The 15,222-nt window shown below is 38.1% G+C and carries 13 protein-coding genes, 1 tRNA gene and 2 pseudogenes; 6 read left to right on the top strand and 10 right to left on the bottom strand.

The features are described 5' to 3' along the window. Positions 1 to 27: 27 nt before the first annotated feature. Both Q1W14_RS15090 and Q1W14_RS15085 read left to right on the top strand, forming a co-directional pair. Complete coding sequence (locus tag Q1W14_RS15090) at positions 28 to 1,134, top strand: AI-2E family transporter (protein WP_300702837.1); 1,107 nt, start codon at positions 28 to 30, stop codon at positions 1,132 to 1,134. Between the two features lie 104 nt (positions 1,135 to 1,238). Then, positions 1,239 to 1,311, top strand: a tRNA-Lys gene (locus Q1W14_RS15085). 186 nt (positions 1,312 to 1,497) lie between these two features. Here the strand turns inward: Q1W14_RS15085 and Q1W14_RS15080 are convergent. The 7 genes from Q1W14_RS15080 to Q1W14_RS15050 all read right to left on the bottom strand — a co-directional run bounded on the left by Q1W14_RS15080 (position 1,498) and on the right by Q1W14_RS15050 (position 9,959). Next, positions 1,498 to 2,451, bottom strand: coding sequence for a GNAT family N-acetyltransferase (locus Q1W14_RS15080; RefSeq protein WP_300702836.1), 954 nt, complete (start codon positions 2,449 to 2,451; stop codon positions 1,498 to 1,500). 86 nt (positions 2,452 to 2,537) lie between these two features. Then, positions 2,538 to 3,476 (bottom strand): helix-turn-helix domain-containing GNAT family N-acetyltransferase, encoded by a 939-nt coding sequence (locus tag Q1W14_RS15075; RefSeq protein ID WP_300702835.1) that lies wholly within the window; start codon positions 3,474 to 3,476, stop codon positions 2,538 to 2,540. Between the two features lie 498 nt (positions 3,477 to 3,974). After that, entirely contained in the window at positions 3,975 to 5,759 is a 1,785-nt protein-coding gene (locus Q1W14_RS15070; RefSeq protein WP_300702833.1) for a glycoside hydrolase family 15 protein, read from the bottom strand. Further along, a complete protein-coding gene (locus Q1W14_RS15065; RefSeq protein ID WP_300702832.1) occupies positions 5,756 to 8,023 on the bottom strand; it encodes a bifunctional alpha,alpha-trehalose-phosphate synthase (UDP-forming)/trehalose-phosphatase in 2,268 nt (755 codons plus the stop codon). The genes Q1W14_RS15070 and Q1W14_RS15065 overlap by 4 nt, the downstream gene beginning before the upstream one ends. A 174-nt stretch (positions 8,024 to 8,197) precedes the next feature. Beyond that, on the bottom strand, positions 8,198 to 8,836 hold the full coding sequence (locus tag Q1W14_RS15060; RefSeq protein ID WP_300702829.1) for an HAD family hydrolase: 639 nt from the start codon (positions 8,834 to 8,836) through the stop codon (positions 8,198 to 8,200). A gap of 4 nt (positions 8,837 to 8,840) precedes the next feature. Next, on the bottom strand, positions 8,841 to 9,437 hold the full coding sequence (locus tag Q1W14_RS15055) for a sugar O-acetyltransferase (RefSeq protein ID WP_300702827.1): 597 nt from the start codon (positions 9,435 to 9,437) through the stop codon (positions 8,841 to 8,843). 12 nt (positions 9,438 to 9,449) lie between these two features. Then, positions 9,450 to 9,959: a nitroreductase family protein gene (locus Q1W14_RS15050; protein WP_300702825.1), complete on the bottom strand. Its 510-nt coding sequence runs from the start codon at positions 9,957 to 9,959 to the stop codon at positions 9,450 to 9,452. Between the two features lie 563 nt (positions 9,960 to 10,522). On the opposite strand from Q1W14_RS15050, the gene Q1W14_RS15045 reads away from it, so the two are divergent. From Q1W14_RS15045 to Q1W14_RS15035, 3 genes and pseudogenes are all read left to right on the top strand, one after another. Beyond that, positions 10,523 to 11,137, top strand: a complete 615-nt coding sequence (locus Q1W14_RS15045) for a DUF1062 domain-containing protein (protein ID WP_300702824.1) — start codon at positions 10,523 to 10,525, stop codon at positions 11,135 to 11,137. An 11-nt stretch (positions 11,138 to 11,148) separates the two neighbouring features. Next, positions 11,149 to 11,469, top strand: a pseudogene (locus tag Q1W14_RS15040) (LytTR family DNA-binding domain-containing protein); the annotation flags it as partial. Positions 11,470 to 11,537: 68 nt separating this feature from the next. Next, entirely contained in the window at positions 11,538 to 12,146 is a 609-nt protein-coding gene (locus Q1W14_RS15035) for a type 1 glutamine amidotransferase family protein (protein ID WP_300702821.1), read from the top strand. A 31-nt stretch (positions 12,147 to 12,177) separates the two neighbouring features. Here Q1W14_RS15035 and Q1W14_RS15030 read toward each other — a convergent pair whose 3' ends face one another. The 3 genes from Q1W14_RS15030 to Q1W14_RS15020 all read right to left on the bottom strand — a co-directional run bounded on the left by Q1W14_RS15030 (position 12,178) and on the right by Q1W14_RS15020 (position 14,488). After that, positions 12,178 to 12,906, bottom strand: a complete 729-nt coding sequence (locus Q1W14_RS15030) for a nitroreductase family protein (protein ID WP_300702819.1) — start codon at positions 12,904 to 12,906, stop codon at positions 12,178 to 12,180. A 196-nt stretch (positions 12,907 to 13,102) separates the two neighbouring features. Beyond that, entirely contained in the window at positions 13,103 to 13,819 is a 717-nt protein-coding gene (locus Q1W14_RS15025) for an SDR family NAD(P)-dependent oxidoreductase (protein WP_300702816.1), read from the bottom strand. 27 nt (positions 13,820 to 13,846) lie between these two features. Further along, on the bottom strand, positions 13,847 to 14,488 hold the full coding sequence (locus Q1W14_RS15020) for an HU family DNA-binding protein (RefSeq protein ID WP_300702815.1): 642 nt from the start codon (positions 14,486 to 14,488) through the stop codon (positions 13,847 to 13,849). A gap of 431 nt (positions 14,489 to 14,919) precedes the next feature. Here Q1W14_RS15020 and Q1W14_RS15015 point away from each other — a divergent pair. Beyond that, positions 14,920 to 15,222: pseudogene (locus tag Q1W14_RS15015) on the top strand (hypothetical protein); the annotation flags it as partial.

The raw sequence follows: 15,222 nt of genomic DNA, 5'->3' as shown, positions 1-15,222 counted from the left end.
AGTCCAACTTAATAAAATCAGAGTCTTATGGAGCGTAAAAAGATTACATTCGACAGTTTTATTCGTGGTGTCATCCTCGGACTTATCATCATTGGTATACTCATGCTCCTTAAACGATTAAGTAGTGTACTGTTACCATTCTTCATAGCATGGCTGATTGCTTACTTAATATACCCTTTGGTCACATTTTTCCAATATAAACTTAAACTAAAATATCGAATTATTTCCATATTTTGTGCCTTGTTTACTCTATTGATAGTTTGTGGGACAGCATTCTATTTACTCGTTCCTCCCATGATTCAAGAATTTGGACGAGTACAAGACCTTTTGATTGAATACTTTTCCGGTGGATCTTACAATAGCAACGTTCCTAAAACATTATCTGAATTTCTCCGGGAAAATATCGATTCTGATTTCATCACTCGGCTATTCAAAGAAGAGAGTTTATTGGATGCAATAAAAGAAGGTGTTCCTCGGTTATGGGCATTATTATCAGAATCAATAAACTTATTATTCAGCTTCTTTACATTCTTCATAATACTTTTATATATAGTCTTTATATTATTAGATTATGAAAGTATTTCTGAAGGTTGGACTCATCTTATACCACAAAAATACCGTCCTTTTGTTGTAGAACTACTAAACGATGTAAAAGATGGCATGAACAAATATTTTAGAGGACAGGCATTCGTAGCTCTTTGTGTCGGCATCCTTTTCAGCATTGGGTTCCTAATTATTGATTTTCCACTAGCAATAGGTTTAGGTCTTTTTATTGGTGCTTTAAACATGGTGCCTTATTTACAAATTATCGGGTTTGTCCCTACGATTATACTTGCTATACTAAAAGCGTCAGATACAGGAGGTAATTTTTGGATCATCATAGCTTCAGCCACTGCCGTATTCGCAGTTGTACAAGCTATCCAAGACGGGATCATTGTCCCACGCGTTATGGGTAAAATTACAGGTTTGAATCCTGCCATTATCCTATTATCCTTGTCAATTTGGGGCTCACTAATGGGAATGTTAGGCATGATCATAGCTCTTCCACTTACGACTCTAATGATTTCATACTATCAACGTTTCATCATTAACAAGGAAAATTTTCGCAGCATAGAACCTACTGATAATCAATAAAGAAAGGGTATACAGAATAATTAATGCAAACTTTTTTCTTTTATTCCCTTGCATTTTCAATAAAAGTACCTATCTTTGCACCCGCTTAACAGCAATAAAGGATTGATTCGCTAGCTCAGCAGGTAGAGCACAACACTTTTAATGTTGGGGTCTTGGGTTCGAGCCCCAAGCGGATCACTGAAAACAAAAGAAAAATCAAGCAAACCCCTGATAATCAAACGCCATCAGGGGTTTCTTTTTTCCAGCAGGTAGCAGAAAATAGCCGTTTCAAGCATATTATCGGTGGATAAATCGTGGGACTAAAATTTAATCAAAAAAAGTCCCACGAATTTGCATCTTTCCTTACTCACCATATCATTTAACTCATTTTATTGCCAATTCCATTTGAATATTACATCTCTGATAAGATGTGTTATGTCCAAAGACTTTTTTGAAACCTAATTTCTCATAGATATGAATTGCCGGTTTTAAAACAGTGTTACTCTCTAAATACAGATTTCTCCCCCCTAATTCTTTGGTCCTATTAATAACTGCCTGCCCTAAAAGAAGTCCGATTCCTTTTCCTTGAACTTTAGGACTAACAGCAAGTTTAGACAATTCATAATCATAATGTTCATCATTCATTTTAAGCAAAGCACAAACACCAACAGGTTCATTTTTATAAAGTGCTACAAATATTTCTCCTCCTTTGTCTAATATAAGCTCTTTGGGATTATTGACTGCCGCATAATCTGTTTCTTCCATTTTGAAGTATTTGTTTATCCATTCTTCACTGAGCGATTTGAAAGCTTCTTGATAACAAGGTTCATAAAGTGTTATTTTAACATCCTTACTTTCTCTTTGTTTTTTTACCTCTTTTACACGTTCCAGTAATGATTTACTTGATAATAAACATTCCCATTCTTCAATGGCTTGCCATAAATCATTATGCGTTTCGGATGAAATATTTTCTATAGTAACAGTCATATCAGAGCATTCCTCAGTGAGTATCTCTGACATTTTTTTCCCTTGGGAAGATAGCATTATTAAGTTTCTTCTTCCGTCAGACTTATCTTTTGTCTCCTTTACAATTCCTCTTGCAACCATTTCTTTTACAATGTTACTAACCGAAGGATGTGAATGCCCTATTTCTTTTGCGATAGTAGTAATTGTTTTTGCTTCACCATGCGCTAATACGAAAAAGACAGGAAACCATTTTGCACGAATATCTATTCCATACATTTTGTGAATAAGTTCGGCATCATTAGTTATTCTATCGGTTAACATCCGTAACCTACTACCAATTGCCATTTTACCTGTTTGATTAAAAAAATCCATATTCTATCGGTTTTATTTAAGTAAATACGTAATCAGTTACATAAATGTGGAAAACTTTTCTAACATGTGCAAATCCTCATAGTTATTTATAACTCTTTCAGCATATGAAATGGGGCATCCTGATAAAGTCCTGACTGATCTAATGCACTGCTTATATATTCATACCCATATTTTTCATACATTGCAACCGCATTTCCAAACTGATGATAAGAAACAATATACAGATGTGTATATCCAGCTTTTATTGCTCGTTGTTCTATTAATTGAAGCAGACGCTTTCCAATGCCTTTCCCTCTAAGCTCCGGGCTAAAATGGAATTTTGACAATTCAGCATACCCCTTTGGTAAACCTTTAGTTGGATAAAAACCGCCACCACCCAATATTGTGCCATTACATTCCACCACCCAATACTCTGCATCTTTTATATTAAAAGTTTGGAACATAATATCAGTGTGTGGGTCGTCATAAAAAGTACCCACCTTAGGAGCATCATGTTCTTCAACCGAAGCACGGAGTATATAGGCAATTGAAGTATTATCTTCTTCTTCTATTGGGCGTATGACAATTGGTACAACATTCTTAACCACAAGATTTGTTTCCATTTCATTTATGGTATTATAGATAAAATTCATACTATTTATTAACTCTTGTAGCTGGTTATCGTTCAGGTGCATAAAGGTTTCTTCCACAGATTGATTAGCCGCAGCATTTAAGTGATGATAAATTTCACATCCTTTTTCCGTTAGATTTATTAATCCCATGCGGTTATCTTTTTCTGTTCCCTTTCGAAATATATACCCTTTTTGTTCAAGTTGTTTTAATAAACGGGACAACAAACCTTTATCCATATTTAACTCACTGGATATATCTTTAGAGCTTCTATCAGGGTGCAAATAAACATCCTGAATGATGCGAATCTCAGGAAGTCCAAATTCACTTCCTAAATAATACTTGTTAAGTACGCCTAATAACTTTGTATAGTACCTATTAAAAGCTCTTATACTATTAACATGCTCTTGTTTCATCGCACAAAGATAAAATAATTAGTTGACTTTATCAACTAGTCAGGGAGATATATTGTTTTTATCTCAAACTTTTCATTGCAAGGCTTATAATTCCAAAGAGAATGTTTTTTAGAAAATATACCGCCTAATTCATGAACCAGGCGGATCATTGAGAAGAGAAGAAAAATCAAGCAAATCCCCAAAAATTCTTGATTATCAGGGATTTCTTTTTCTAGTAGGTGGCAAAAAATAGCCGTTTCAAGAAAAGTCTGTAACCTATACGGATAAAAGGGAAGACACTAATGCTAAATATAGCTTCTTCCCCCTCACCACCTACTGCTGCAAATTTATAATAAAACTACACTATTAAGTATTATATGATACTCAACTCCTAACCGTATAACGCATCATCATCTTCTTCTGAGTAAGCGTTATCATTCAGAAGTTTCCAAATAATTCCTGCACTTATTCCTATTATATTTTTATCCATTCTTCTTAAATAGTTCGAAGTTAATACAGCTAAGGACGTATAAAAGGAAAACGTTTCGTCTCTTCCGTGAACAGAATTGCTGTTTTTATTAATGCCAAGTGGGAATATGCCTGTGGAAAATTCCCAAGTAATTCTTTTGTATTGAAGTCAATATCCTCGCTGAAGAGCCCGAGATGATTGGAATATTTCAAGACTTCATCAAACAAGCATCTTGCTTCTTTCTTTTGTCCGGTCACGAACATGGCACGTATAAGCCAGAAAGTACAGATAGTAAAAGCTGATGCAGGTAGTCCGAAATCATCTTCACCATTGTAACGATACATCAATCCTTCATGAAGAAGTGCATTTTTAACGGCATCTACTGTTTTATGATACCGAATATCATTGGCATCAATAAATCCGTAAGACTCCATTAATAATAATGAGGAATCCATAACCACGTTTTCATACGTCTGAGAGAAACTTTGAATCTGCTCTTTCCAACCACGCTCCATCACTTCCTGCCGTATTTTATCCGCTTCACACTGCCAATAGTCACTATAGCTATACTTCTCCAACATCCGGGCTATTTTCGCTCCGCGGTCAAGGGCAACCCAGCACATCACTTTTGAAGAAACAAAATGCTGCTTTTCTCCTCTGATTTCCCAAATTCCTTTATCGGGCTTTGTCCAGTCTTCCATCACTGTCAACAGGATATTTTTCACCATTTCCCACATGTCTTCTATTTCGTCCAGCGAACCAGGCATGAGTTGGTAATATTGATAAATCAAATCCATCAGATACCCATAAGAGTCATTCTGTTTTTGATGATAAGCATCATTCCCTATCCTCACCGGTTGGGAATTCTTATAACCGGATAGATGTTCGAGTATGATTTCCGTCAGTTTATGTTCGCCATGAATTCCATACATTATCTGATATTCATGTTTGGAGACGAATGTTGTCTGAATAAACTTCATGAAACGCCTAGCTGCATCGGCATAGCCTATTTGGAACAAGGTTTCGATGGACATGGAAGCATCACGGAGCCAACAGAAACGATAATCCCAATTGCGTACATCCCCCACCAATTCAGGCAAACTGGTAGTTAACGCTGCCAACACTGCACCGTTGTAGTAAGACATCAATTTCAAAACTAACAAACTACGTTCAATCACGTCATTGTATTGAAGGTATTTTTTACTTCGGTTAGTCCAGTTCAGCCAGAATACCAACGTACGGCAATATTCTATTTTTTCTCGTTCAATATCAACTTCAATCACTTTCTCGTTATAAGAGAGCAACATGAATTCATCTTTTTCGAGTACAACTTCTTTCTTCTCTGAAATATCCGAAAGTGACAAGGAAGAATATAAATATTGCCTGTCTTTATTATCTACCGAGCCATAAGTTTCAATATACTTTGGAGTGATATTGAAAATTACCTTGCCCCGCGCATAGTTCGGAGCCGGATGATAATTTACTTTGAAGCGTGGTTTTCCTTTTATCCATCGTATATAACGATAGATTTCTGCCGGCAAATATTCCCCCGTACCATTAGGATAACAGGGCATAAAGTCGAGAACTACAAATTCTCCCTCTTCAGAAGAAAATAGCGTGGAAAGGATGTTCGTATGAGGCACATAGCTTTGAGTTATATGATAATTGTCCGATACCTCAAAGCCGAATTCTCCCCCTTTCTCTTTATCAAGCAAAGAAGCGAAAACAGAAGGAGAATCAAAATCGGGGAAACATAACCATTCAATATTTCCTGTTTGAGAAACAAGGGCAGCCGTACGGCAATTGCCTATCACTCCGTAATTCAGATTATTCATTGTTTTTTGTTTTTAGCAGGCTTCAGTAAGTCATTCAAAAAATTGAATGCTGAAACAAGATAATTCTTGTTTGCACCACGGGCTGAAGCACTTTCCTGTTTGTTTATAAGAGACTGCAAAAAAGGAAGTACATCCTTCTGGAATAGCAAATTATAATTAGCCGCTTCAGACACACTACCTATTTTTATAGTGATAGCATTCTTGGGTAATGCCTGAAACATGTCATCGTCCGTTACGTCGTCGCCCATTGCCATTACAAAATCGTACGACTTCCCGGATAACAACCGGTTTATCTCAGACCCTTTATTGTATTCCGGCGACTTGATTTCAACCACCTTATTGCCTTGCATAATTTGCAGTTTCTGCCTGGTACAGATAGACAGCAATGCGTTGACCAACTGCTGTGCACGTAAAGTGCCCAACCAAGTATCACTTTCCCTATAGTGCCATACCAGAGCAGTCTCTTTCATTTCCCAATGTGAACGTGGGGTCTTACTTACAAACAGTTGTAGAATGGACATTATACCCGTACCCCAATCTATCTTCCTTATATTGTTGTGCCAGACACCAGTCTCTTTATAAAAAGCCCCATGCTCAGCAGCCATCGAAATAGGAAGTGCCCCCAACCATTGTTCCAAAGTAAGTTGGTCCCGACCACTATTGATAACAACATGGTTCGCAGAGTCATTGGCCAAGTGCTGTAACAGGGCAAGGAGTTCAGGAGTTGGTTTAGCATCTTCCGGGCGTGATGTGAAGGCAGCCAATGTTCCATCGTAATCTAAAAGTATAAGCCGCTGTTTCGCCTGATCATACTTTTGTTTGATTTGTGCAATAGTAGCAGCTACGAGGCGTTTCTTCCGAAGTTCTTCATTCTTTTGATAAGTACCGTTCAATCCGCACACAAAGTCGGCTGCCCATTTGTTAACAGTCTGCTTAGACAAGATACTTTGCATACGTTGTAGACGGTTTTCCTGTTCGGCTACAGGCATTTCAAGCGCTTGACAGATAGCTTTTTCTATCTGTTCGATATCATTCGGATTAATTTGAATGGCATCTGTCAGTTCGACTGCTGCACCAGCCATTTCACTGAGAATGAGTACACCGGGATTATCCCGTTTGGTAGCTATATATTCCTTAGCAACCAGATTCATTCCGTCGCGCAACGGAGTTACTAATGCTACATCGGCTACAAAATACATGGCGGTGAGTTCTTCCAGTGAAAAGCCATGATAGAAATAACAGACCGGAGTCCAGTTTATAGTGGAGTATCGTCCGTTAATGGAACCTATTTCTTCGTCAATCTTTGCTTTGAGGTCGGCATAACTACCCACTTGGTCACGCGAAGGAACAATAATCATTGCTAAGGTCACTTTTCCATGATATTCGGGATGATGCTCAAGAAAGGTGGAAAAGCCATACAAACGGTGAAGAATCCCTTTGCTATAATCCAATCTATCCACAGAAAGAATCAGTTTATGATTGCCGAATAACTTCCGCGTATTCTCGATGGCTTGTTGTACTTCCGGTTTTAGGGCGGCATTATGATATAGTTCGTAATTTACACCCATCGGCAATGCATCCACTCTCACAACCCTGTTTCCCATTTGCACTTCGTCCAGTTTGAATTCGACATGCAGTACTCGTTCTACAGTACCAACAAAATGGCGCATATAGTCGTGGGTATGAAATGAGATGAAATCCGCTCCTAGCAAACCTTTCAGTATTTCAGCTCCTTCGGGAAGTATGCGGAAAAGTTCATAGTCAGGAAATGGGATGTGATGAAAATAGCCTATACAAAGGTCAGGATATACTTTTCTCAGCATACCGGGAAGTAACATCAGTTGATAATCTTGAATCCATACTTTATCGCCAGGACGTATAATCCGGCAGATTTCATCACAGAATAGCCGGTTCACTTGTTGGTAAGATTGCCAGAAACTATTCTTATATAATGTATATACATAAAAATAGTGACATAGAGGCCAAATAGTGCTGTTACTATAGCCTTCGTAATAGTTCTGAATATGCATCTCGGACAGAAAAACCGGATGAAAGTTCATGTCCTGTAGTTTCTCTGTAATTTCCTGTTTGTCTTCGTCCTTGTTTACGCATAATCCCGGCCAGCCTATCCAATGCTTCTCATAAGAAGTCTGAAGAGAATCCAATCCAGTAGCAACACCACCCTCACTACGTGAGAAAACAAATGTTCCATCAGTGTTAGCTGCTTTTACGGGTAGCCTGTTTGATATAATATAAAGTTTCATGTTAGTAGAAAGACAAAGGATATACCAAAGACTATCACACATTGTTTATACTTTCATAATCAACAATTTATAGAAACTGATTCATATATCATCCCTTCCAAAATGAAAAACTCTTTTTCATTTTGCTCATTTTAACGCATATTTCCACTACTCTCCTATTACTGGAACCACTTATCAATGTATCAAGAATTCTCTTAATAAATGAACAGAATAACACACTCTGTTTGGATTAATCTCCTCTAAATCAGGAATAATTTCATCAGAATTAGCCCATGCAGCGGATAAGCAACAGATACCAGCCTCTTTACATGCTGCAATATCAGAAACCGTATCACCTATATAAATCATTTCGCCAGGCTGTAATTTATAGGTACGTAACAAAGTTTTAATAGCATCAGATTTCGTGTTTCTTTGGGAATTCCCTGTTATTATCCGGTCGAAACTTTTCTCCAAACCAAACTGCCTTAAAGTTATATCACAACTTCGTTCTCCTTTACCCGTAATCAGAACAATGCAAACAGCTTCTGATTTCAACTCCTCTATTAAATCTAAAATCCCACTAAAAGGTTGTGGACACATATCATGCATCTCACTATAAACGGCATAAAAGTCTTTTAGCGCATCTTTCCAGTTTTCATCACCCACAAGTTGTTTTATCATACCTTCCTCATTCAGACCAAAAGTCTGTTCTATTTCAGCATCGGATACTTCACCCATAATGTATGGTTCTACAGCCCTCTTGATAGCCTTTATACACAAAGGGATAGTATTTCCTATTGTACCGTCCAAATCAAAACCCACTAATTTAATCATCGCTTTACTTCCTATTTATTTTGCGCACAACCTTACAAGGATTTCCAACAGCCAGACTATTAGCCGAAATATTCTTGGTAACTACACTTCCTGCACCAATAACACTCCCCCTACCAATAGTCACGCCGGGCAAAATAACAACTCCACCACCAATCCAACATCCATCCTCTATTGTCACAGGGAGAGCATAGGTATGACGGATATATTCAAGACCGTCCGCTGTTTCAACAGGAGTCAGGCGTTCGTCCAAATCAACAGGATGGGTAGCCGTATAAATACGCACATCAGGAGCTATAAGCACATTATTACCAATAGTAATTTTATTACAATCAATGAAGGTGCACCGCACATTTACAGTTACATTATTACCAATATGAATATTACAGCCATAGTCACAAATAAAAGAATGCCCAACAGATACCTTGGTCCCCATACTGCCAAAAAGTTCTTTAAGTATTACACATTTATCTTCTTTTCTTTCGTATGGCAAAGAATTATATTTCATCAACAAATGATGTGCTTTTTCCTTAAATTCAAGAAAAACCGGAGCATGGCAATCATACCATTCGCCAGCCAAGCACTTTTCCAATTCAGTTTTCATGGTATCTATATTCTAGTAGATTGTAGCTATTTCATCCACTGATTTTCTGGTAGAAGAATGTTTAGGCAATTCATTTACATATCCTAATGAAATGATGGCAACAGGATGTTTTTCAGAAGGTAACTGAAAATTAGACTTAAGTCTGTCCAAATCAAAATTACACACCCAACAAGTACCCAATCCAAGAGAAGTTGCAGCCAAACAAATGTGCTCTGTTGCAATAGCTGCATCAATATCCGCATGATTCTTGTTATCAGACTTACGTACCCATGCCACGGAACTATCTACACATACAACGATGTAAACCGGAGCTTCGGCAAACCATTCTCTATTATAGCATTGTTGCACTTTCAGTCGCTGATCTTCACTCTTTACTATCAAAAAGTGCCACGGCTGATAATTAATAGCAGAAGGGGCAAAGCGGGCACATTCTATTATATAATTCAGTTTCTCTTGCTCTACTGCATCCGATTTATAACTCCTTGCTGAAAAACGTCTTTTAGTAAGTTCTAAAAAGTCCATAATGTTATTGATTTTAATGTTCGGAGCAAAGTTATACCTTTTTCAGTTCTATTGCCATGTATTATTTTTCGTTTTATCGGTATATTTGCGTTTTACAAAGATTATCTTGAAAAATATGAAAAGAGAAAACTTACACCAGTAGTTTGAAGGATGTATCTTAAGAAATAAAACAAAAGAATCCGAATTCAGGCTAATTACAAGTTCGTATACAAAAGAGCTCAATTCAGCCCTTCGAAAAGCATCATCCGTCTACATTTTCAAATGCATATAAAGAAAAAGAATACCTTTGTGCACTGTAACCATAATATTCACATTTTGAGAGCAATTCTTAAATTTATACTGGCATAATATTAACCTTATAAACCGCAGGTTAATAATTCTTTCGTTCAGGTAACCCTACTTGAACAGGTTTCTTATTACATTTTTTTCATTCACAGAATTGTCCCCTTAAGGAGACATAAGCATTTGCTATTGTAGTTTATGACGGCTATTGAGTTGTCACATACTGTAATGCTGTGAATATTATTAAAATCCTTCAAAGAACAATAAGCACAGTATAGATAATGAGAACAGAATATATATGGAAAATCGAAGTTAAAAATACTCCGACCTTAAAACGAAAATGCAATCACTGTAGTTGCAATAAGTTTTATTGCAGCGATAAATTCAGAGTGAATGCTCAAAAAAGAAACATTGATGTATGGTTGATATATAGATGTATAGAATGCGACAGCACCTATAACTTAACCATATTCTCACGCACAAAACCTGAACTGATGAAGAAAGAATTATTTTCTAAGTTTTCCGAAAATGATGAAGTCACAGCCCACAAATACGCTTTTTCTGCTGAAATAGGACGAAAGAACAGTGTTGAGATTGATTGGAGTAGTGTAGAATATGAAATACAGCATGACAACATCTCGATAAATAGCCTTTTAGATGCAGACCATGAAATTATAGCATTCAAAATTCAAATGCCTTATGAATTCGGGCTAAAATTATCCACAGTTATTCGGTCTTGCTTAGGATTATCCGCCAACCTCTTAGAGCAGATAATTAGCGCAGAAGCTATTTTTACTCCTGAGAATTATCCTCTGAAGAAGCACAAAGCCAAAAATGGAGACATTGTACTGATAAACAAAAAGAAGTTACAACACATATACAATAAAACAGTCTAAAGAGTATGGAAGAGTATATTTTCGTCAAATCCGAAAGACGGTATTTCAAGGTAATCCTAAAAGATATTCTTTTTATAGAAGCACTGAAAGATTATGTAATCATCCAAATGGATAACGGACAGCATATAATAACCCGTATGAATGTAAAAAGCATACACGACTTGCTGCCTAAAAGTACATTTCTGCGGATAAACAGATCGTATCTTGTAAACAAAGACCACATCGACTCTTTCAGCAATAACGACGTTTTCATTAAAAGTTATGAAATAGCAATTGGTAATTCATACCGTGATGCCCTTTTTGAAGAACTTCTGAAAAATAGTTTGTTGTAAAAGTATGGATGTGAAACGCTTTCTACTATTTTTGTACGCAAATGCTTTAAAAGATAAAACCATAGATTATGAAGAAAGAAATTCTATTTGTCCTGCTCAATGATTTTGCCGATTGGGAAGGCGCCTATATTGCTCCAAACCTGCAAGCCGGAGTTGAGCCCGGAAGCGAGTGCAAATATGTCGTGAAAACAGTATCGGTAACCAATAAGCCGGTTAAATCTATCGGCGGTTTCAACCTATTGCCCGACTATGGCATCAATGATATTCCTGCCGACTATGCAGGTATCGTACTAATCGGTGGTATGAGTTGGTTTACCCCCGAAGCCAAACTTATTGTCCCGTTGGTAAAAGATGCTATCGAGAACAAGAAACTGGTAGCAGGAATCTGTAACGCATCCGTGTTTCTCGGAAAACATGGATTCCTGAATGAAGTGAATCATACCAGTAACGGACTGGAGTATCTGAAAGCATACGCCGGTACAAATTATACCGGTGAATGCCATTATATCAATGAGTCGGCAGTAAGAGATGGAAATATAGTAACCGCCAACGGATTTGCCGCTCTGGAATTCAGTCGTGAAATACTCTATGCCTTGGAAGCTGATACTCCGAAAAAGATAGAGAGAAGCTACCGGATGTATAAATCAGGAGTTTGGGAAGCGCCGGAAGTAGAATAAATAGTATTCACACGGGCAGGCAGGCAAAAGTTTATAGAGTCCGATAGACCTCCTCAAACGGCAGCCTGCACCGTTCCCCCCAAATCCCTTTATTTCCATCCCGTATTCCACAAGGTATCACCATGTTTATTTCCGCACCATAAGGCAGTTTCAATGCCCTCTTAAGCCGACGGCTATCCAGTCCTTCCAGAGGGCAAGTATCATATCCTTCGTTTGCCATCGCAATCATAAACGTTTGGGCAGCAAGAGCACAGGATTTATGGGCAACCACACGCATATCATTCTCGGAAACTTCGAGCATCATCGGTCGGAAAATACTGATGACATTTGCCAGCAATTTGCGGAATAGTCCTAACAACCCCAAGAACCGTGCATACACAAACGGCATCAAGAATCCGTAGTATAATTCCCGGTCTTTGATACGCTTCGCTTGCCGTTCTTTGGGACTATTGCGCTGAATGTTTGCCCGTTCAAAGTCGAGTACAAACCTCGCATGTTTCCTGTAGGCATCCCGCCGCACTACGAAAACGACCACTTGCGAAGCTGTAGAAGTTGCTTTCTGATCGAGACAAGCATGCGAAACTTTCGCTAACAATTGAGGATCGGTGATGTGATAGAACTCCCAAAGTTGCATATTCGAACTATTGGGCGCCAACGTCGCCAGTTCCAAACAATGCTTTACCCATTCCGGGTCAATAGTTTTTTCCTTATCATACGCACGCACGGAGCGGCGATAATTGAGAACTTTTTCTAAATTCATATACTGAATGTTTTAATTTAACTACTTAAATGATTCTCTGAACTGCATCGGAGATACAGACGTCTGATTCTTCAATATTAGAACATTCCTACGGGCTGATTGTATCTTAATCAACTTAACTTTTAACATAATCTCTTATTAGGCAACAATTTTGTTTTTAAGGATATCCCTTAGTGTTAATTCAGAAATATATGTTTCAAATCTTGCAATAAATCGAAGTAGGTAACAGCTTTAAGACTCCCGCTATCAGCCTCCACCTTTTAGTAACGTAGACAATCTTTCTTTTCTGCTGAATTGCCCGGAATATTTGTTTGCTTGCTTTCTCAACACTGGCTACCCAAAACAAGCCGTCGCCTTTTGCCATAGAAGTATCTACAAATCCGGGACGAACATCGGTTATGAACAGAGGAAGCCGAAGCTTTACCATCTTTTTACGAATACCCTCCGTATAATTAATCTGATAAGATTTAGAAGCATTGTATGCGGGTGCAATGCCATCTCCTCTAATTCCTCCAACGGAAGAGATGTTTACCAGATGCCCATGTCCCTGGTTTCGAAAATAGAGGTAAGCCCAGTCCATGAGATGTGTCCAGCCAAGGACATTCGTCAACATGGTACTCTCTTCCAGGCGATAATCCAAGTCATTGTTCAATTCGCCTATACCTGCCGAGATGATGACAAGGTCTAACCCGCCAAGTTCATCGGCCAGCTCATTCATACAAAGGGCAGTAAGCTCCGTATCAGCGACATCACACACCTTATAGACATATTTCGCCGGACTAGAAAGAGATAGTTCTTTCAATTTTTCTTCTCTCCGTCCTATCAACCCTATCTTAGCATCCGTATCAGCATATAAGCGTGCCAACTCTTTCCCCATCCCCGATGAAGCACCAACAATTATTATCTTGTTCATAGTTTATATAATTATGTTCCATAGCTCCTATTCTGTAACAGTGGTATTCTTCTTGATATATACCCGGTGCACCCCACGTCCGGTAGTTTCAATGCCTGAATCGGTTTGGCCGGCCCATTGGCGCAACTCATTGGTGGCAGTAGTACGAAGCAGCCCTGTCAATCTTTGATATTCGCTGACGGTGAGAAAAGGATGTGTATCCAGATGCTTCACAGCCAATGCCAGTCGTTGTTCCGGAGTGAAATGTTGGGAAGAGCGGCGGGTCTTCCAAGGTGCACGTTCCAGCAGACAACGGCTGTTGATACGCCTCACCATGTCCAAATCTACACGGAAATTCACTTTACCTACTACGATGCTTTGTGCATTACGGTGTTCGGCGTCTTCACCGGCTTTTTCGCGTTCTTTACCGTCACGCAGTGCCAGGGCAGGTGTGAAAGTACCGATATCATCAAGCTTCACAGAGCGTCCCTGTGCCATCTGATGTGCCATCTCGATAGCAATCTGTTTCACAATCCCTACAATGTCACCCATATTGAAACCACTACTTTCGGCCACAAACTTTGCCAGTTGGTCGGTAGATATTTGCTCTATCATAGCAAAACGAGGATAAAGCACTCGTTCGCCCTTCTTGTGAATGTCGGGCATTTCTTCCATTACATAATATGCCATATTTCTGATTTATTTGATGTTAATATAAAATCTGCTTGACGTTAAGAGAAAAGTTGCTTTGCATAGGAATCAAAGTTACTTAACCCATAATATAAACTTTAATCAGAAGCTTTGATTTTATAATCAGAGCTTTTGATTATATAGCCAAAAGATTCGGTTATATAATCAAAGGTTTCGGTTATAGTTTTCTCTATAACAAAGGTAAGTTTAATCTCTATGCAAAGCAAGTTTTAGATAAGGATTGAGGAAGTTATCTATTAATATCTGATGAATAGAGAAAAATCGCTGAAACTACCCATTTCGTCATAAGAAACAAGTAGGTTTGTATACAAACTCTTAGGAAAAGAACTAGTTGGTATATCTTTGTGCACGGAATCACAATAACCAAGAATAAATAAGAATAAAAGGATTACTAACAAAAAAATAAGAAGATGAAGAAGATTTTAGCATTACTACTATGGTTAGCAGCTTATAGCACATTATCAGCTCAAACAAACGCAGAGAAAAAATCAGTATTTCAATTAAGTTTCTTTCCTCCTCTCAGTACTAATGGGATGTATTCGAATCAATATACAAATACATTTTCCATCAATTTATTAGCAGGTATTTCAGAGAATGAAGAAGCGTTTACCTGGGGAGGTCTGGCTAACATAATCTTAAATGACGCCAAAGGTTTCCAAATGGCAGGACTGGCAAACTACGTAGGCAATGATGGACAAGGTTTCCAGAATGCA

Source organism: Bacteroides sp., from assembly GCF_030151085.1.
In the GTDB taxonomy this organism is placed as follows: Bacteria; Bacteroidota; Bacteroidia; order Bacteroidales; family Bacteroidaceae; genus Bacteroides.
This window is presented reverse-complemented; position numbering and strand designations above follow the sequence as displayed.